Annotated in this window: 12 protein-coding genes; 6 read left to right on the top strand and 6 right to left on the bottom strand. The window is 35.9% G+C overall.

Annotated features, from left to right (window positions below; translation table 11 throughout):
* Positions 1 to 27: 27 nt before the first annotated feature.
* Both ACEN2N_RS03145 and ACEN2N_RS03140 read left to right on the top strand, forming a co-directional pair.
* Complete coding sequence (locus tag ACEN2N_RS03145) at positions 28 to 744, top strand: FN3 associated domain-containing protein (protein WP_441822946.1); 717 nt, start codon at positions 28 to 30, stop codon at positions 742 to 744.
* Position 745: 1 nt separating this feature from the next.
* Entirely contained in the window at positions 746 to 2,803 is a 2,058-nt protein-coding gene (locus ACEN2N_RS03140; protein WP_441822945.1) for a chitobiase/beta-hexosaminidase C-terminal domain-containing protein, read from the top strand.
* A gap of 47 nt (positions 2,804 to 2,850) precedes the next feature.
* On the opposite strand, the gene ACEN2N_RS03135 is transcribed toward ACEN2N_RS03140, so the two are convergent.
* The 5 genes from ACEN2N_RS03135 to ACEN2N_RS03115 form a co-directional block, all read right to left on the bottom strand.
* A complete protein-coding gene (locus ACEN2N_RS03135; protein WP_441822944.1) occupies positions 2,851 to 6,189 on the bottom strand; it encodes a VCBS repeat-containing protein in 3,339 nt (1,112 codons plus the stop codon).
* Between the two features lie 116 nt (positions 6,190 to 6,305).
* Positions 6,306 to 7,784: a SusD/RagB family nutrient-binding outer membrane lipoprotein gene (locus tag ACEN2N_RS03130; protein ID WP_441822943.1), complete on the bottom strand. Its 1,479-nt coding sequence runs from the start codon at positions 7,782 to 7,784 to the stop codon at positions 6,306 to 6,308.
* 14 nt (positions 7,785 to 7,798) lie between these two features.
* Positions 7,799 to 10,903, bottom strand: a complete 3,105-nt coding sequence (locus ACEN2N_RS03125; protein WP_441822942.1) for a SusC/RagA family TonB-linked outer membrane protein — start codon at positions 10,901 to 10,903, stop codon at positions 7,799 to 7,801.
* Between the two features lie 146 nt (positions 10,904 to 11,049).
* Complete coding sequence (locus tag ACEN2N_RS03120; RefSeq protein ID WP_441822941.1) at positions 11,050 to 12,171, bottom strand: family 10 glycosylhydrolase; 1,122 nt, start codon at positions 12,169 to 12,171, stop codon at positions 11,050 to 11,052.
* Entirely contained in the window at positions 12,155 to 13,291 is a 1,137-nt protein-coding gene (locus tag ACEN2N_RS03115) for a carbohydrate-binding family 9-like protein (protein ID WP_441822940.1), read from the bottom strand. The genes ACEN2N_RS03120 and ACEN2N_RS03115 overlap by 17 nt, the downstream gene beginning before the upstream one ends.
* Positions 13,292 to 13,601: 310 nt before the next feature.
* On the opposite strand from ACEN2N_RS03115, the gene ACEN2N_RS03110 reads away from it, so the two are divergent.
* The 4 genes from ACEN2N_RS03110 to ACEN2N_RS03095 are packed head-to-tail and all read left to right on the top strand — an operon-like array spanning position 13,602 to position 17,355.
* Positions 13,602 to 14,687: a sensor histidine kinase gene (locus ACEN2N_RS03110; RefSeq protein WP_441822939.1), complete on the top strand. Its 1,086-nt coding sequence runs from the start codon at positions 13,602 to 13,604 to the stop codon at positions 14,685 to 14,687.
* Entirely contained in the window at positions 14,684 to 15,397 is a 714-nt protein-coding gene (locus ACEN2N_RS03105; protein ID WP_441822938.1) for a LytR/AlgR family response regulator transcription factor, read from the top strand. Before ACEN2N_RS03110 ends, ACEN2N_RS03105 begins: the two co-directional genes overlap by 4 nt.
* A 10-nt stretch (positions 15,398 to 15,407) precedes the next feature.
* The gene (locus ACEN2N_RS03100) at positions 15,408 to 16,121 is read left to right on the top strand and encodes a tRNA1(Val) (adenine(37)-N6)-methyltransferase (protein WP_441822937.1); all 714 of its coding nucleotides are present in this window, start codon (positions 15,408 to 15,410) and stop codon (positions 16,119 to 16,121) included.
* Positions 16,122 to 16,176: 55 nt separating this feature from the next.
* On the top strand, positions 16,177 to 17,355 hold the full coding sequence (locus tag ACEN2N_RS03095; protein ID WP_441822936.1) for an acyl-CoA dehydrogenase family protein: 1,179 nt from the start codon (positions 16,177 to 16,179) through the stop codon (positions 17,353 to 17,355).
* Positions 17,356 to 17,488: 133 nt separating this feature from the next.
* On the opposite strand, the gene ACEN2N_RS03090 is transcribed toward ACEN2N_RS03095, so the two are convergent.
* Positions 17,489 to 18,826 carry a GH1 family beta-glucosidase gene (locus ACEN2N_RS03090; RefSeq protein ID WP_441822935.1) on the bottom strand — a complete coding sequence of 446 codons (1,338 nt, stop codon included), beginning with the start codon at positions 18,824 to 18,826 and terminating at the stop codon, positions 17,489 to 17,491.
* Positions 18,827 to 18,856 lie beyond the last annotated feature (30 nt).

The following is an 18,856-nucleotide window of genomic DNA, read 5'->3' as shown; positions in this document are numbered from 1 at the left end:
GGGATATCACAAAATGCAGCAACAGAAATGTTTCAACTAGCTTCACCGAAGATGAATGTTTCCGCTGTTTTTTTCGATTCGTTTACAACACTCGAATTTGCCAACGATCTGCCTAATTCAGTTATAAAATATTCGTTGGATGGAAGCGAAATAAATCAAGATTCTAAAATTTATAATGAGTCATTAAAGATTGTCGAGAGTTCTGAAATAAAGGCAATTATGTACCATCCCGATTATTTGGAAAGCGATGAGGTGCAATTTGAAGTAGTTAAAATTGCCAAGAAAAGTGCGATTAAATCACTTGTATTGAATCCGCAACCTAGTGAGAAATATTCCGGATTAGGAGCATCAGGATTAATGGATTTAAAGAAAGGAAGTGCGCAATTTGGCGGAGATAAGCAATGGTTGGGATATCAAACCGATAGTGTTTTGGCAACGGTTCAATTAGAAAAAAATAGTGAGGTATCTAAAGTGGTGCTTAGCGCTTTGACCAATCAGTCGAACTGGATTTTCGCTCCGGGTAAAATTGAAGTGTTTAATGCTGGAAAATTAATTGGAATCGAAACATATTCTAATAGTAAAATTGAAGCTTCAAATAGTGCTACTTTTTTAACTGTACCCATAACAAAAGGTGTGTATAAAAGCCTTGATGTGGTAATATATCCACTAAGCGAAATACCAGAATGGCATCAAGGTAAAGGCACGACACCATGGTTGTTTATAGACGAACTTATAATTCAATAGCATGATTCAATTAGGAATACAAATAGGCCATCTACATCCGCTTTTTGTTCATTTACCTATCGGTATTATTATGATGGCATTTTTGCTTGAAGTATATAGTCGATTTATTGCAAAAAAGTCGTTCGACGAAATCATTGAATTTACATTATTGGTAGCAGGTGCTACAGCGATATTATCATTAGGCACGGGTTGGCTATTAGGTGAAGAAAGTGGCTATGATGAAGATTCTCTTTTTCTACATCGGTGGATGGCAGTATCCTTTACAGTAACTACAGTTTTACTCTATTTCGTAAAACGGAGTAAAACTATCTGGTTGAGTAAGTCTTATATTCCGTTGTTTCTTGTTGTTTTAGGTTTAATAAGTTTAACGGGACATTTTGGAGGGAATATGACCCATGGCGAAGATTATTTGTTCATGGAAGAAAAGGAAGAACTAGTAATTACAAATGTTCAAGAAGCGAAGGTATATGCACAAATTATACAGCCGATTTTTGATGATAAATGTGTGAGCTGTCACAACGCAAACAAAGCAAAAGGTGGCTTGGTGATGAATTCACCCAGTGAACTTTTGAAAGGTGGCGATAATGGCGGATTTTTAGATACAATCGCTGGTCAAGAACGATCTATGTTTATAGAGCGTGTGCATTTGCCTTTAGAAAATGAAGACCACATGCCACCGAAAGGAAAGGTTCAATTAACAGATAACGAGAAGATACTGTTGGAATGGTGGTTAGATAATAAAAATTGTTTTGAGTGCAAGGTGAACGAGTTACCAAGAGAACGAAAATTAGCTGCAATACTAACTTCTCTTGAGCAAGATACTTCTGCATTGGCTGTTCTAGCCAAAGACGCTGTAGAGATACCTAAAGATTGGTTACAAAATATTAGGGGTGCTGGTATACCAGTACAGACCCTATCTGGAAAAAATCATTTATTGGCGGTGAATATGTCGAGTATGGATTCTATTACGGAAGATATGTTAGAGGCTCTTGAAGATTATGCTCCTAACATTGTAGAAATGAATTTCGGTTTTAGCAATTTTAACGATGAGCTAATGTCGCAATTAAAACCGTTTAAAAATTTACTGAAGTTAAAGTTGCAAAATACAACCGTAACTGATGCTATTGCCGATGATTTGACTGAGTTTGAACTATTAGAATCACTGAATCTTTACGGCACTGCCGTAACGGATAAGTTGTTGGTTGAACTTAAAAAGAACAAAAAACTTCAAAGTATTTACTTATGGAATACAGATGTTTCTACAGATGGTTTAGCACAACTTCAAACAGATCACCCTAGGTTAACCATACAGCAAATTGGGGCAGATGTGTTTGAAGCAACTATTTTAGACCCACCTACGATAATAAGTGATGTTAGTTTTTTTAGTGATAATCTCACTATTTCAATTGAAAGCCTTTTTGATGATACCGAAATCTATTACACTATTGATGGCTCTATACCAACAGAAGCTTCTTTGAAATACGATTCTAAAATTACTTTGCAAACCACTGCTAATGTAAAAGCAATTGCCGTAAAAAAAGAGTGGAAGCCAAGTGTGATAGCCGAGCGTACATTCATTAAGAATAACATCGCTTACAATAATGTAGATTTATTGACCGCACCAAATGAGAAGTATGCTGGTCAAAAGGGCAAAACTTTAATGGACCAGAAACGCGGGTCTATAAATTTTGTTGACGGCAATTGGCTAGGTTTCGAAGGCAAACACTTAAATGCAATTGTTGAGTTAAAAGAACAGAATAAAATATCAAAAGTATCTATTGGTGCTTTATCGGCACCCGCAAGTTGGATATTCTATCCCAAGGCATTTGTAGTTTCGGCTTCTAAAGACGGAGTTAATTTTCAAGAAATTGGAAGAAAAGAAATGGGTGAAGAAGAACCGAATGCAGAAGTTAAACTTACTTTTTTCGATTTAGAAGTTACGCCTACCGATGCTAAATATGTAAAATTGCAAATACAAAGCCCGTTGAAAAACCCTGCTTGGCATACAGATCCAGGGGGTAAAAGCTGGATTTTTATTGATGAAGTAGTGCTAAATTAAATTCAGAACTGAACAAGGGGAATCCGTTTTAATGGTCTGTTGACTAATCAATTTTTCTGTACTTCAAAAAACTGTAGCGTATCATCGTTGTTGCCTACTAAAAAGTACTCTTTTTGACCATTGTTTATTGATACTAGCTTTTTGGCATCTTTATCAGCAAAGAATCCTATTTCCGTGCCTCGCTTGGCGGTAAAAGTACCTTTTGCATTTCCGAGCAAAAGAACACCTGTTCCAGCATCGTTTCTAGGCGTTTCTATTTCTGATACGTATAAATTACCAACAGCAAGCACATCTAATGCTCCATCGCCATTAAAATCCCTTACAAGCATGTCATTAAGGTTAGATAGCTGTGCCATGTTCGGTAAGTCGGTCATTTCGAATTGACCGTTCCCTAAATTCTCTATATAAACCGAAGCAAAGGTGTCTGCGCTGTAATGTAAGGAGTTCTTTAATTTCTCTTCCCCGTATACATCTTTCAACTCCATAGATGCAAAAGCATCATACTTGACAATTTTTTTCTTTAAGTCTGGTACTTGTTCTGAAGAACAGGAGAAACCTCGTAATGGGTAATGTTTTTCTTTATTGTAATAGCCTAGAACGATATCGCTATTACCGTTTGCATCAAAATCATTATAGTAGACATCAAAAGGTTTGTCTGTGCTTGTTTTGTACTTGTAGTTCAAGCCTAAATTGCCTGCGATATAATCCATATCACCATCATTGTCAAAATCGCCTTGTTCAATACTAAACCACCAGCCGTAACTAGAATAAAAATCTTCAGTTTCCACTTTGTTTAAATTGCCGTTCGTGTTTTCAAAAATGGTAATCAGCATCCATTCGCCAACAACGATTAAATCTAAATCTTGATCATTATCATAGTCGCTCCAAATAGCATCTGTAATCATGCCAATATTCAATAATTCTGGAGATAATTGCTCAGTATTATTTGATAGTTGACCGTTATCATTGATGAGTAACATACTTGAAGACGGATTAGGATATTGCTGTGGCGTATGTCTTCCGCCAACAAATAAATCTATATCACCGTCACCATCATAATCGGCAGATTTTATTACTGATCCACTAATTCTATTGGCATTGAGTATGGCTCCTTTTTTAAAGGTGCCATTTCCTTCGTTTAAATAGATTCTGTCGGTATAATGGAAATCGTTTTTAGGGTATTCGTTACCACCACTTACTACATATAAATCTTTTAATCCGTCATTATTGATGTCAGCAAATAGCGCATCAACATCCTCATAGCCTGCTTCTTTTTGCCAGAATGCATTCTGGCTTTCTTTAAAGCCACCATTTTTTTGTTGAACAAATAGGATAGGGGCTTGATCCGCTGCGCCACCAATAAAAAAATCATCTAGACCATCGTTATTTATATCTCCTGCAGTTAATGCGGGTCCGAATTGTGAGAGTTTGTGAGGTAGTAGTACTTGCTTTTTAAAGTCATCAAATTTGTTTTCTTTATGTTGAAATTGAGCAGAGAAAGTCGTTGTTCTATCTGCAAAAAGATATATATCGGGTTTTTCAGTTTTCAGCGTGGTAGATTCCGAATCATTAGAAGAAATTTCTAAAAACTGATTTGCTTTAATGTTTCTTTTAATAGTGGTATTTCCGTTTGGCCACGTAATGATAAGACTATCTACCTTTGTCAATGAGTTTAAACCAAAATGTAGGGTAGACTCACTCGTGGAATAAATGCCACGTACGTTCGTAGATTCTAAAGTTTGAACAGCTTGTTCAGTGTAAATGTTTACTCTAGCGCCAAAAGTTGGTTTGTTAGCTTCATCTTTTAGTGTTATTCTTAGAAAGTTCTTATCTGATTGCGTTTCTGAATTGTTACGGTATAAGAAAGCCTCGTTATTTATGTTATTGGTAACTAAGTCTAGATCACCATCATTATCAAAATCAGCATAAGCAGAACCGTTAGAAAAAGACTCGTCATCTAAGCCCCATTCTTTAGAACTATTCTCAAATTCTAAATCTCCTTTGTTTTTATAGGCATAATTTTTTAAAGGTTGGGAAGGAACCATGTTAACTGCTTTTTCAAGATCGACCACATCCCAAATACTTTTAATGTTCTGTGCTCTCGGGTTTTTTTGAAGCCATTTTGCTCTTGTGGTATTTATATAATTAGCTACATTTTTATCGGCATCAGTATTTCTTATATCTCTTAAAAGTCCGTTTGTGATATAGGTGTCTTTAAGGCCGTCATTATCAAAATCGGCTATAAGGTTAGACCAGCTCCAATCGGTTGCTGCCATACCTGTAAATTGAGCTATGTTGCTAAAAGTTTCATTGCCATTATTCAATTGTAAGGTGTTGTACATGTATTGATAACCACCACCGTCTTCGACTACTTTCCAGAAAGAGTCGATGTTCATTCCACTCATGTTCGATTTTAGTCTAAAGTTGTCTTCAGAAACCATATCCAACACAAATATGTCTAAGTTTTGGTCATTGTTTATATCAGCAACATCAACACCCATACTATAATATGAGGTCTGTTTTAATGCACTCTTTTCAATGCTCGAAAATGTGCCATCTTGATTGTTTAGAAATAGGAAATCCGGAGCGTAAAAATCATTTGCAACATAAAGGTCTGTCCACCCATCATTATTTATATCACTAGCTGAAACTGCATTAGGGAATCCGGTTTTGTTAATGCCTGACTCTTCTGAGACATCTTGAAAAGTATCTCCGTTATTTTTGTATAGCTTTAGAGAATATTCAGGAATAAGAAGATTATTAGCATCGTGATATTTAGATAAACTACCAGGGTTTGGTGGTTGTGTAAGTAGGAATAAATCTAATAATCCGTCTTTATCATAATCTAAGAAAGTAGCATGTCTTGTTCTTTCAGTATTTGCTATCTGATATGCTTCTGCCTTTTCTTCAAATGTTCCATCACCTTTGTTGACGTATAATAGGTTTCTTCGCCATTCAGGATTTTCATCATAAAGCTCTCTACTGACATAAATGTCTAAATGTCCGTCATTATTAATGTCCGCAACAGTAACGCCGGTTGACCATCCATCGAAACTTATGATACCCGCTTCTTCAGTCTTGTCAATGAAGCTTAAATTACCTTTGTTAAAGTATAATTTATCGGGAACCATATTTCCTGCAAAAAAAACATCTTCTAGTCCGTCATTATTAAAATCACCAACACCAACACCGGCACCGCCATAGAAATTAGCGTAAGCGAAGATGTTTTTATCGGTATCATCTTTGACAATATTATTAAAATCAATACCAGTTTCTTCTGATTTTAATAACGTAAATAAAGTGCTGTTTACTTCTGCCACCTTTGGGTCAGATTTACAGCATAAAAGCAATAAAGAACAGCAGTAGAATAGATGCCTAATTTTCATGACTACAAGATACTATTTTATACAAAAAAAGGAGAGTTTCCTCTCCTTTACAAACTCAATAAAAATTAACTCAACGATTATGTGAGGTTTCACTCAAAAACCAAACTTAATTACTGTTATTGTACATCCCACCAAACTCTTGTGGTAAGTACATCTGGACCTTGTGCGGCTACTGCAGCTGCATAATTTTCTGCATTTACACTTGCTTCGCTTTCAGAATAGGTAAGTCTTCTTGGTATTGTGCCGCCAGTTTCATTACCTGGGTAATTAACAGGTGTTAGTACAGGAAAGCCAGTTCTTCTCCAGTTAGAAAAAGTTTCATATTCATTTAAAAAAGTAGCTGCCCAATATTGGGTGTTGATCTGCTCAATAGCATTTGCTGCATCGTACGGATTATTGGTTAAGTATGTTGCAATTGCGCCATCTTCTATTATAGCAGCATCACTAAAAAGAGCTAGTTGTTTCATTGCTGCAGTAACACCATTACCATAATGTGTTTCTGCATCGCCGGCTAAGCCCCAACGCACATTGGCTTCAGCTAGCATGAATTCTACTTCAGCATACGTTTGAAAAATCATTGGTGCATCAAAACCGGCAAGAATCGCCCTGTTAGGTTCTGCATAATTATCTGTGTTTTCTTCACCAGTTAGTTCTAATAATAAAGCACTATCTAATCCATTTGGAAAACCGATTAAATCTTCAACTTCTGTACTGCCATCTGATCTTCTTGCCGCAAGAATTGGAAGTCTTGGATCATTGCCATCTTGTAGAAAATTGATAAAAGTATCACTCATTCTTGGATTGCCGTCAGCATCAAAGACTTCAGATATACCATTTCTATTATCTTGGTCATGCTTTAGGTAGAAAATATCTTCGTTAGAAGTCATTACACCACCAGCGATAGCCTTAGTTGCCCAAGCCTGAGATGCCGCGGCATCTACTTTTATTAAACGTAAGCCTAAACGCAACATTAAAGAATTTGCTAGTCTTTTCCATTTAGCCTGATCGCCACCATAAATAACATCTGCAGCACCAAATTCTGAAGTGCCACTAGATAATGCAGCAGCAGATTCTTCCAATTCTTTTAGCATATCTGCATAAATATCACTTTGCTTGTCATATTTAGGAAGAAAAATACCTTCGATTACAGCTTTACCTGCCTCAGAATAAGGAACATCGCCATGCAAGTCAGTTATTCTAGAAAAAGCGAATACTCTTAAAATACGAGCAATAGCTTTCATCTCTTCAGGAGATTCTTCTTCATCTAATTGTACAATTAAATCTTGAGCAGTTTTTATGGCATTACCATAATATCTATCTAAAAGAGATGATGCGTAACCTCTGTTCCAAGTATACTTATCTCCAGACCAATACCCTGCTGTTGTTGCAATGTGTTGCATCATTGTAGATTGGTAGATCATACCTGCACGCCAGTTATCATAACGTTCACTAGAAATATATTTTTCTAATGCAGTAAGTTTATTAGCTGAAGCTATTTGTGCCGATTTTGTTGGGTTTACGTTTAGTTCTTCAAACCCATCATCGCAAGCGCCGACTACCAGCGCCATTATTAATAAAAGAAATACTTTTTTCATTTTGCTTTTTTTTTTTAAAATTTTAGGTTGATGCTCATACCATAATTTCTTGAAGCTGGAACACCAAAATATTCCAATCCTTGAGAGTTTCCTACAGTGTATGCACTTTCAGGATCAATATTATCTATGCTTCTAGAAATGTAAAATAAGTTAGAAGCAATGAAGGATACATTTACGTTAGTTAAGAATACATCTTCTAAAGCTCTTTTAGGTAAGGTATACCCAATACTCATTTGTCTGAATTTGATATAATCAGAATCTTCCACGAATTCTTCGGCGATATCATTAACCTCTCCCCAATAGGTAGATAGGTTTTCTGGTGCAACAGTTGTTGTAAATGGCTGGTCTGTAGCATTATCAATACCTGATACAGTTAAGCCTGTTTCTCTACCTTCTGTGGTGATTTTATGAAGACCGTTACCATAAAGAATACTATTGGTACCTGAGAATATTTGTCCACCGAACTTACCGTCGATTAAAATATTAAGACTAAGGTTTTTATAGGTAAATGTATTTGTGAAACCCATTGTTAAAGGAGCAACACCTTCACCTAATATTTTACGTTCACCTTCTATCGCTCTTGGTACACCATCTGCATCTATGTCATATTTTATAACACCATTGGCATCTCTTTCGTAAGATACACCTATTATCGTACCGTATCTTTCACCTACTCTGTGTGTAATTCTAACATTCTGTGTACGTGGCTCATCTAAGTTTACGTCTGAATCAACTTCATCGGTCGCTACAACTAAACTTTCATTGTATGCCCCGTTGATCGAAACATTCCAGCTGAAATCGTTTGTTCTGATTGGAGTACCACTTACTAAAAATTCAAAACCTTTATTAGATACTTCACCAAGGTTTGCACTTGCCCCACCATAACCTGAATATGGAGATGTAGCAACATCTACAATATCATTGGTAGTGTTGTTTTTGTAGTAAGCAAGGTCAAACGATAGTCTGTTATTGAACATACGTAGGTCTAAACCTATTTCTGTTTCATTTTTACTGAATGCAACTAAGTTCGCATTTGGTACAGTACCGCCGTTTATAGCACCTGTAGGCTGACCTTGTAGAGGAACTCCGAAAATTCCGTAAGTCAATCCTAATGCATATGGATTTTGAGCTCCACCGGCAACTTCAGAGTAACCACCTCTTAATTTAAGAAAGCTAATGAAATTAGGTAGTTCTAATGCGTCTGAAATGATTAAACTTCCATTAATTGAAGGATAAAAATCATCATTTGGAGTTGTTTTGCCTGGGAAAGATAACGTTGAGAACCAGTCATTTCTTCCTGTAAACGTTACATAGGCCCAGCGGTCGTAAGATAATTCTATAGATCCGTATAATGAACCAATTTTTCTTTCAGAATATTCTCTGCTTCTTGATTGAGACACTGTATTGCCAATATCTTCTAACCCTGGTACAATAAAATCATTACCTCCAAGAAATAAATTTTCACTTTTTAGATGATTGGTGTTTGCACCTACCAATGCAGATATTGCAAATTTATCTGTAATATCTTTGTCAGCAGCTAACATAATATCAGCATCTACTTGGTTTGTTCTTCTTTCAGAATCACTGATACCACCTCTTGGCTTAAAACCAGTTCCAAAAGGTTCAACTTCAGTTCTTCTAATAATATCATTATCAATACCTATTCTACCTGTTAAAGATAACCAATCGGTAAATTCATAACGTAAAGATGTAGAAGCTATGATTCTATTTCTTTGATCTTTTCTTCTAAAATTATAAGCAGAAAAGTATGGGTTGGTAACAAAGGTATTATCAGTAAACTGACGTTCTAGACCGTTCTCATCTGTTGCCGGTAAAAGGTTGGTAACATCTAAGTTGCCAGGTAATAGACCTGCGGAGAAGTTAGCGTTACCTGGACTATCAGATAATCTAGCTCTATTCTGTACTTTTTCAATAATGTATTTCACATTAACACTACTAGTTAATTTTTCAGACATTACAGAGCTTGCGTTTAAAGAAAAAGATTTTCTATTTAAACCGGCGTTTGGTAAAATATCTTCGTTGTTAAGGTCTGAAGCAGAAAGTCTGTACGTAAGATTTTCTGAAGCATTCGTTAAAGCAACAGTATTTATAAAGGTTGATCCTGTTCTGTAGAACTTATCGATATTATTACCTGCATATGAATATGGTCTTGAAACTCCGTCAAATTGAGGTACAAGGCTGCCGTCAAATTTTGGTCCCCAAGAGCTGAAACCCGCTTCTAAAGCTCCTGCTTGGTTTGCAGGTTTTTCTCCTCTAATACCTTGCCCGTAATCAGTTTGGTAATCTTGTAGTGAAGTGTTTACTTGATCAAAAGTTACTTGGCTACTTACTTCTATACCAAAACCTTGTTGGTCTTTACCAGATTTGGTAGTAACAATAATAACACCACCTGCAGCACGGGAACCGTAAAGAGCAGATGCAGCTCCACCTTTAAGAACAGAAATAGATTCGATGTCGTCTGGGTTTAAACTAGAAATACCATCTCCACCATCAGAACCACCCCACATGCTAGCGGCACCATTATTGGCATTGTTAATAGGTATACCGTCTACAACATATAATGGTTGGTTTTCTCCAGAAAGTGAACTGGACCCACGTATAATAACTCTACTAGAACCTGCAGCTCCCGTTGAATTCTGTGAAATATTTACACCGGCAATCTTACCCTGTAAAGAGTTAATGGCGTTTGGTGTTTTGATAGTTGCAATTTCTTCTCCACCTACTTCGGTTAAAGAATAGCCTAACGCTTTAGTTTCTTTACGAATACCTAAAGCAGTTACTACTACTTCATCTAATTCGCTTGCATCTTCTACAATTGAGGTGTTTACAGTAGATCTACCATTTACACCAACTTCTTTAGATTTATACCCTAACGAAGAGAATACTAATGTTGCATTTGCATCAACGCTAATAACATAATTTCCATCAAAATCGGTAGAAGTACCGTTAGATGTGCCTTTTTCAACAACGTTTACACCTGGCAAAGGTGATCCTGTATCGTCTGTGACAACACCTGATACGCTTTTATCTTGACCTGTTATTCCTTGAAAAAAAAGCAGTAAAATAATGGTCAAAAAACTTAAGAATTTTTTGTTCATAAATGATTGAGTTAAGTTAGTTGTATTTAATAAGGTATTAAGGTGAGTTATAATCTGTTGAATGATGAAAAATTTCGACAAATAACTATTGTGAAAAGCTTAACAACGTGTTAACAAAAAGTAAAATTTAAAGAATAAAACAGAAATCATGGTTTTTGTGATGCCTTAATTACTTGCCATTGTTGCTCTGTAATTGCGGGTCCGTCAAAAAACGACACTCCGTTGGCACCATTATTTTTTGCTTGATAAATAGCTTCTTTTAATTGCTCAGCGGTCATTTCTGGCACATAAATACCTGTATGTAATTCTGTGTTTCTTCCTTTTAAATCTTCAACCCCTTGTTTAGTGGCGTACCCGATCCAATCAATTTCTTCGTTGTAGAAGACATTATATATCATAGGTAATACAGCATCTACCTGCCATTTATCCCATCGTTGGCGTACCATATGATCTGCCATTTCTGGATAAGGAAATACAGCTGCTGTCAATAGTTTGCCATTTTCATGAGTAATTTTATAAGCTTGGTCTACAATTTCTTTAACCTTATTGAGCCTGAAATTTTTCCATTCCAAATCAATAGCAGGATTACTAAAGTCATTCGGATTTTTATGATGTTCTTTTTCGAATTCAGCTGTGCAAACATCACAATAGCAGAAGTCATATTCTGGTAGTTCAGTTTCTTGTTTTAGGTCATATTTTGGTAATAGACCAATAGGGAGGAAGATGTCTGAGTATCGTATATAATCTAAATGAAAACTAGCTATACCTTCAACTTTTGCTAATCTTTCTATTAAGCCTAGTATGTGTTCACGAGATTCTTTTCTAGTTGGGCAAAGCCACTTGTAATAACCAACATAAGGTGGTTCATCAAAGCAAGATTTACCATCTCTACTTACCGCGTACCACTCGGGGTGCTGTTCTGCGACTTTATCACCAGGGCGGTTCATGGTAAACATCCAAGCGTGAACTTCTAGATTGTGTTTTTTAGCTATTGGCACTAGCCTGGCTAATAGTTCTGGGTCGCCGTATGTGTTAATTAGAATAGCATCTAAACCGTTATCGCCATACTTCTTAAATTCCTCGTCAAACGAGGCGTCGGTTCTGGTTTTTTCAGCAGTTATCCACGTCCAAAATTTGAAAGTGTCTTTTTTGACTTCAGAGTTTTTACTGATAGTGGTAGTAGCAGTTTCTTTTTTTGTTTCACATGAAATATTCAGAGTGAAGATAAATAGGGCTAGAAAAGGTAAAAATTTAGTTAGTTTTATCATGGTAGGTTTCAAATTTTCCGTCGGTATGTATGATTAGTTTGTTATTTGTGAAGGGACTTTTTACCCAAAGGTCAAAGCCGAAATTATTCTTTTCCAATTGAGCGATAACCGGTTTACCTTTTATTAGTTTGGGTGCTGTTAGTAGTACTTCATTTTTGGTAGTCCATGCTTTTTCGTTTCCGCTTTTAATATCTCTGTAAAGCTCATACATGTACCACTTAATATGTTCATCTTCAGGTATTATATAATCGGTGATATTTGAGTCTTTATTAAAATAAACATAACCCCATCGTTCTGGTTCGTGCATATTTATTACTTCTTGTGGCGACCATACCCAGTTGTATTCTGGCAGAAATTTACCTGCACTGTCCTTTTTTCGAGAATACTTGCCATTTTGTAAATCGAAATCCCAATTCACCCTAGAAAAATTTATTCTCCAAGATTCATTTTCTGGTACGTGAGGTTTTCCGCCAGGTGCAGTGTTGAACGACCATGGTATTGCTATTTCTATTGACCAACCTTCATCAATATCAGAAGCATTGTTCAAAGTGCCATTTACCTGTACTGCTGTTTTTATTCCTTTAAAATCCCATCCATCAGTTATATGACCGTTGTTTCTGTAAGGTTTAGATAGGTAAAGATCCCATATGGTATTTAAGGCGTTCATTTCAAATTCGTAGTAATTATGAGTGTCACCATCTGGGTCAAGAAAGATTTCAAAATCATTATTGTAAAAAATAATGGTGTCTTTCTGTTTTAAGGTAGCCCAAATATGAGGTTCTTTTATTTTTACAAAGAAATATATATTGGCATCGTCCCAAAGCATTTTAAACTTTGTTTCATAAGTTGGCTTTTTGATACCTTCAATATCTATAAAGTTGCTAGACAAAGATGTTTTTTGCCATGAAGGTTCGTCCATTTTGCCATCTACTGTAATGTTCTCTGTAGTATTTTGTGCTACGTAAGTACGAGGTATTTCTTGTGCAGCAATTGATATGGCACCTAGATATAAAAAAAATAAAAGTAGGGCAACTGCTTTTTTTGACCTTAATGAATTTTTATTGATGATTGCCATAACCTTAATTTTTAATGTGGTAATTATTTTTTTGCTAATATCCATTTCTTCAGTTAATACAAAACTTAGAGTTGAATGATATTAGGTAAGTCAATCCTTTTACTTTAATTTGTTCTACCCTTTGGGTGTTTTTAATATTACAATTTGATACGAATTGGCTAATAATCTCATTTCAAAATGAAGCTCTGCTGTTGTTGTTTTTGAGTACATTTAGTAACGATTATTATTTGCCTAGTCTAAACAGTTACGTTGAATATTTTCAAAATATTGGTTAATCTGAATATTTTTAGCCTAACAACTAAAGATCGATGCTCAACGTCAAATTAAGTAAATAAAACATAAGTGTATTTAGCCTATGGATATTAGATTGCGGAAGTTCTTAAGTATGCCTAAATTCTTCGGAACTAGCGAAATTAAACCTTGGCACCATATTTTATTTTGGTTGGTCTACTTCGGGTTTAATACTTTTCGTTGGACCTTCATTCACGATGATTTTCTACTTTCTTTACGTACTAATTTAATAGGTTTTCCTATACACATGTTTTTGGCGTATTTGAATGCCTACTATTTAATGCCGAAGTTCATCTACACCAAAAAATACTTTCAGTATACAGTGTATATATTGTTGGCTTTAGTGGTAATGCTCTTATTCAAATATAACCTTACCTATTATTTGGTTAGCACAGATGTTATGCCCGAAGCGAACGAGGTTATAGATACACTTACAGTTGGCTACGCAGTGCAAACCATGATTGGTGAGGTATATGTAATATCATTTTTTACGGCGATCAAACTTACGGTCGATTGGCTTAGAGAAAGCAGTAAACTTCACGATTTAGAAAAGCGACAATTAAAAACTGAACTCCGTTTTTTGCGTTCTCAAGTTTCTCCGCATTTCTTTTTCAATACCTTAAATAATATATATTCTTTAACGCTAGAAAAATCTGATCAGGCGCCTGAAGTTATTTTAAAATTATCTGAGCTTATGCGTTATTTATTGTATGCAACAAAAAAGCAACGGCAAGATTTAACTAGTGAAATTAATTGTATTAGAAATTACATAGATTTGGAGCGCATTCGGTTCGATGATTCTTTAAAGATTGATATGAATATATCTGGTGACCTTGGTAATTGTAAAATACCGCCGATGTTACTTATCCCTCTTATAGAAAATTGCTTTAAACATGGAGCCAGTAAGAATATTGGGGAAATGAAAATTAAAATTGATGTAAAAGTTGAAGACGGCTTTATGAATTTTAAAGTCTCAAACTCTATACCTAATGTCAATAAAGAGTATGTTTATCCTGTAAAAAGAGGTGGTATCGGTCTGTCGAATGTGAAAAAGCGTTTAGAGTTGGGCTATGGTAAAAATGATTATGATTTGCAGATTTTCGAAGAGAATAAAATGTTCAATGTTTTTTTAAAGCTTAAGGTGATATGATTTTGAAAGTGATAGTAGTCGATGATGAACCGTTAGCAGTAAATGTGCTTAAAAACTATATTCTCAGGGTTAAAGAACTACAGTTAGAAGGCACCTTTTCAAATGCTTTAGATGCATCAACTTTTTTAAGAGACAACCAAGTTGATATCATGTTCTTAGATATTAATATGCCATTTCTTGACGGATTGGAATTCTTGAGTACCCTGCATAAAAAACCATTTGTTATCATGACCACAGCACATGAAGAGCATGCGTTGAAGAGTTTTGAGCTAGAGGCGATAGATTATTTGGTGAAGCCTATTTCTTTACCACGTTTTTTTAAATCTGTAGATCGTGTAATTGGTTTAAAGAGAGGTTCCGATAATGGTTCGTCAGATAAAGACGAGAAGCCTGCTATTTTTGTAAAGGTCGATAAAAAGAAACTTCAGAAAATATATCTTGATGAAATTATGGTGATAGAAAGCCTTAAAGATTATATCAGAATCATTACCCCGACCGCAAAATATATCATCCATAGAACACTAAGTAGTTTTACAGATGAACTACCTGGCGATAATTTTCTTAGAATTCATAGGTCGTACACTATTGCTGTTGATAAAGTAAATGTTGTTGAAGGTAATAGCGTTGAAATTGGCGGTATTAGATATACTATCGGTAGAAGTTACTTAGCAGATGCCAAAAGTAGAATATTAAATGATTTAACGGATTAGGATTTATACTGTGAGCGCACCTTTTAAATTTAAACAGTTCAATGTAAACCAAGATCGCTGCGCCATGAAAATTGGTACTGACGGTGTTCTTTTAGGTGCTTGGGCAAATGTCGAAAACAATCCTGAATCTATTCTTGATATTGGTGCTGGCACTGGTGTTATTTCTTTAATGTTAGCACAACGTTGCTTTGCAGAAGTAATGGATGCTATTGAAATTGATGCAGATTCCTATGAGCAATGTGTCGAAAATTTTGAATTATCACCATGGGGAGATCGATTATATTGCTACCATGCGGGTCTCGATGAGTTTGTTGATGAAATCGAAGACCAATATGAATTGATTGTGTGTAACCCGCCTTTTTATGCTGAGACGGTAACTTCAGGAAACCTGCAACGAGATCAAGCACGACAAAATGAGTTTCTTCCTTTTAACGAACTTTTAGAGGGTGTTTCGAAATTGCTGACCGAAAACGGACAGTTCGCTACAATTATTCCTTTTAAAGAAAAAGAGGCATTTGTGCATATGGCAGCAGATTTAGGTTTGTTTCCAAAAGAATGTCTTCATGTAAAAGGAAATCCCAGCGCAGAAATAAAACGTGTGTTATTGGCGTTCTCTAGAAAAGAGCAAGAATGTAAGATTACCGAGTTGGTCATTGAAACTGACAGACATATCTATACTGCTGAGTATGTGGACTTGACTAAAGAGTTTTATTTAAAAATGTAACTTTAGTCTTGCATAATGTTATATTTCTTTATTTATCTTTGATAAAAGCATTGTTATGAGACCAGATTTATTTGAAGCACCAGATTATTACAATTTAGATGATTTATTTTCTGAAGAACATCTGTTAATTCGTGATGCCGCACGCCAATGGGTGAAACGCGATGTATCTCCAATTATTGAAGAATATGCTCAAAAAGCAGAGTTCCCAAAGCAGATAATAAAAGGTCTTGCTGAGATAGGTGCTTTTGGTCCATATATCCCAGAGGAGTATGGTGGTGCCGGATTGGATCAGATAAGTTACGGACTCATCATGCAAGAAATTGAGAGGGGAGATAGTGGTGTGCGTTCTACGGCATCGGTACAATCTTCTTTAGTGATGTACCCGATTTTCACCTACGGTACAGAAGAGCAACGAAAAAAATACTTACCAAAATTAGCTTCTGGTGAATGGATGGGGTCTTTCGGGTTAACCGAGCCTAACCACGGTTCTAACCCAAGCGGTATGGAAACCAAGTATAAAGATATGGGTGATCATTATCTTTTAAATGGAGCTAAGCTTTGGATATCAAATTCACCTTTCTGTGATATTGCCGTCGTATGGGCAAAGAATGAAGAAGGTCGTATTCACGGTTTAATCGTAGAGCGTGGTATGGAAGGTTTTACGACACCAGAAACGCATAACAAATGGTCTTTAAGAGCTTCTGCAACGGGAGAATTGATTTTTGATAACGTAAAGGTTCCGAAAGAAAATCTTTTACCAAATAAATCTGGATTAGGTGCGCCATTAGGTTGTTTAGATTCTGCAAGATTCGGTATTGCTTGGGGGGCAATTGGTGCAGCGATGGATTGCTATGATACGGCATTAAGATATGCAAAAGAGCGTGTGCAATTCGGTAAACCTATTGCAGCTACGCAATTGCAACAAAAGAAATTGGCAGAAATGATTACCGAAATTACCAAGGCGCAATTATTAGCGTTTAGACTGGGACAATTAAAGAATCAAGGTAAAGCCACTACTGCTCAAATTTCAATGGCTAAAAGAAACAATGTTGAGATGGCTATAAACATTGCTCGCGAAGCTAGACAGGTATTAGGTGGTATGGGTATTACTGGTGAATACAGTATTATGCGCCATATGATGAATTTAGAAAGTGTTATTACGTATGAAGGTACACATGATATTCATTTGCTAATTACTGGTGCAGATATTACAGGAATGCCGGCTTTTCAATAAGGTAACATTTTGGTAGTATAGCCATAACATGAAACAAAAAAACGACAACTACCTTTGTCTTGCGCGTGTAAGATGTGTGCATGTTTTTTGGATAAAAGCTTAAGCCGATGGGAGCATCGGCTTTTTTTTGCGCTTAATTCTTGTGAGATAAAAACTGAGAAAACCACTTTCCTGATTCTTTGATCGTTCTCTTGAGTGTTTTAAAATCGATATGTACCAATCCGAATCTGGGAAAGTAGCCTTCTGCCCATTCAAAGTTGTCAGTAAACGTCCACACGAAATATCCGTGAATATTTAAGCCTTCTTGTTTCGCTTTTAGAACTTCCCTCAAATAACGTTTTAGAAAATTTAATCGGTCTGTATCGGTTATAATTTCTGCTTCAATGGTGTCTTTAAAGGCAGCGCCATTCTCTGTGATAATTATTTTTTTTATCTGGGGATACGCTCCGAATTTTTTGATCATATTGTAAATGCTAGGTGGGTACACCTCCCAATCCATCAACGTAGTTTCTACATTTCGTTTGCTAGCTTTTACAATCTTAGCTTTTATGTATGGCACCAAAAGACTGTACTTTACTTTTTCGCGTGTATAGTTTTGAATTCCGATAAAATCAAAATCGAACTTGCAGTCTTCTATATCGGTCGGCTGAATGTAGGGTTTTAGTTTTTTTAGAATCGGAGCTTCATTTGTGGGGTAACCTAAACCTAGAGTTGGTTCTATAAATAGACGATTGAGCAAAGCATCAACTATTATTACAGTTTTTCTATCTCGCTTATTCTGTCTGTAAGGGGTAATCTGCGAGCATGAAAATGTGGTGCCTATTTGTGCGTCAGGCACTAATTTTCTGAGTATTCTTCCACTTGCCGACTGACAAAGAACTGCGTGGTGTGCGGCAGGTAAAAAATTCTTCAGCCCTTTCTTACCGGGAGCATGTACGCCTAAAAAATATCCGGCTCCTGTAAATACCATGGGTTCGTTTAAGACCATCCAATGTTTTACTCGGTCACCAAAAGCATTTGCACAAACTTGCGTGAATTCTGAAAACCAGGTTACAATTTGTCTATTTGTCCATCCTCCTTTATTTTCTAATATTTGAGGTAAATCCCAATGATAAAGCGTAACCCAAGGTGTTATTTCGTTTTCTAGGCAAAAGTCTATTACTTTATTATAGAAATCTACACCTGCCGCATTTATGGTTCCTACACCATACGGTAAAATTCTGGTCCATGATATTGAAAATCGATAGTTGTCAATATTCATAGACTTCATCAAAAGAATATCTTCTTTATACTTATGATAAAAATCGCAGGAGACATTTGCATTGTCTCCATTACGAATCATTTTCGGGTTGTCGGTAAACTTGTCCCAAATAGATCGACCTTTGCCATCTGCATCATAACCGCCTTCAATTTGATATCCTGCAGTCGATACGCCCCATGTAAAATCTTTACCAAAATCTGATGCGTTCATAAAGGGCTCTTTTTGTTCTTTCAATTGAAT

The organism is Maribacter spongiicola (assembly GCF_052119685.1).
GTDB classification, from domain to species: domain Bacteria; phylum Bacteroidota; class Bacteroidia; order Flavobacteriales; family Flavobacteriaceae; genus Maribacter; species Maribacter spongiicola_A.
Note: the sequence above shows the minus strand (reverse complement) of the source record. Positions and strands in the feature narration are given on the sequence as shown.

Excerpts from the sequence above, each read along its gene's own strand:
- ACEN2N_RS03145 (WP_441822946.1), top strand. The coding sequence starts at position 28 with ATGTTTCAACTAGCTTCACCGAAGATGAATGTTTCCGCTGTTTTTTTC.
- ACEN2N_RS03140 (WP_441822945.1), top strand. The coding sequence starts at position 746 with ATGATTCAATTAGGAATACAAATAGGCCATCTACATCCGCTTTTTGTT.
- ACEN2N_RS03135 (WP_441822944.1), bottom strand. The coding sequence starts at position 6,189 with ATGAAAATTAGGCATCTATTCTACTGCTGTTCTTTATTGCTTTTATGC.
- ACEN2N_RS03130 (WP_441822943.1), bottom strand. The coding sequence starts at position 7,784 with ATGAAAAAAGTATTTCTTTTATTAATAATGGCGCTGGTAGTCGGCGCT.
- ACEN2N_RS03125 (WP_441822942.1), bottom strand. The coding sequence starts at position 10,903 with ATGAACAAAAAATTCTTAAGTTTTTTGACCATTATTTTACTGCTTTTT.
- ACEN2N_RS03120 (WP_441822941.1), bottom strand. The coding sequence starts at position 12,171 with ATGATAAAACTAACTAAATTTTTACCTTTTCTAGCCCTATTTATCTTC.
- ACEN2N_RS03115 (WP_441822940.1), bottom strand. The coding sequence starts at position 13,291 with ATGGATATTAGCAAAAAAATAATTACCACATTAAAAATTAAGGTTATG.
- ACEN2N_RS03110 (WP_441822939.1), top strand. The coding sequence starts at position 13,602 with ATGGATATTAGATTGCGGAAGTTCTTAAGTATGCCTAAATTCTTCGGA.
- ACEN2N_RS03105 (WP_441822938.1), top strand. The coding sequence starts at position 14,684 with ATGATTTTGAAAGTGATAGTAGTCGATGATGAACCGTTAGCAGTAAAT.
- ACEN2N_RS03095 (WP_441822936.1), top strand. The coding sequence starts at position 16,177 with ATGAGACCAGATTTATTTGAAGCACCAGATTATTACAATTTAGATGAT.
- ACEN2N_RS03090 (WP_441822935.1), bottom strand. The coding sequence starts at position 18,826 with ATGAACGCATCAGATTTTGGTAAAGATTTTACATGGGGCGTATCGACT.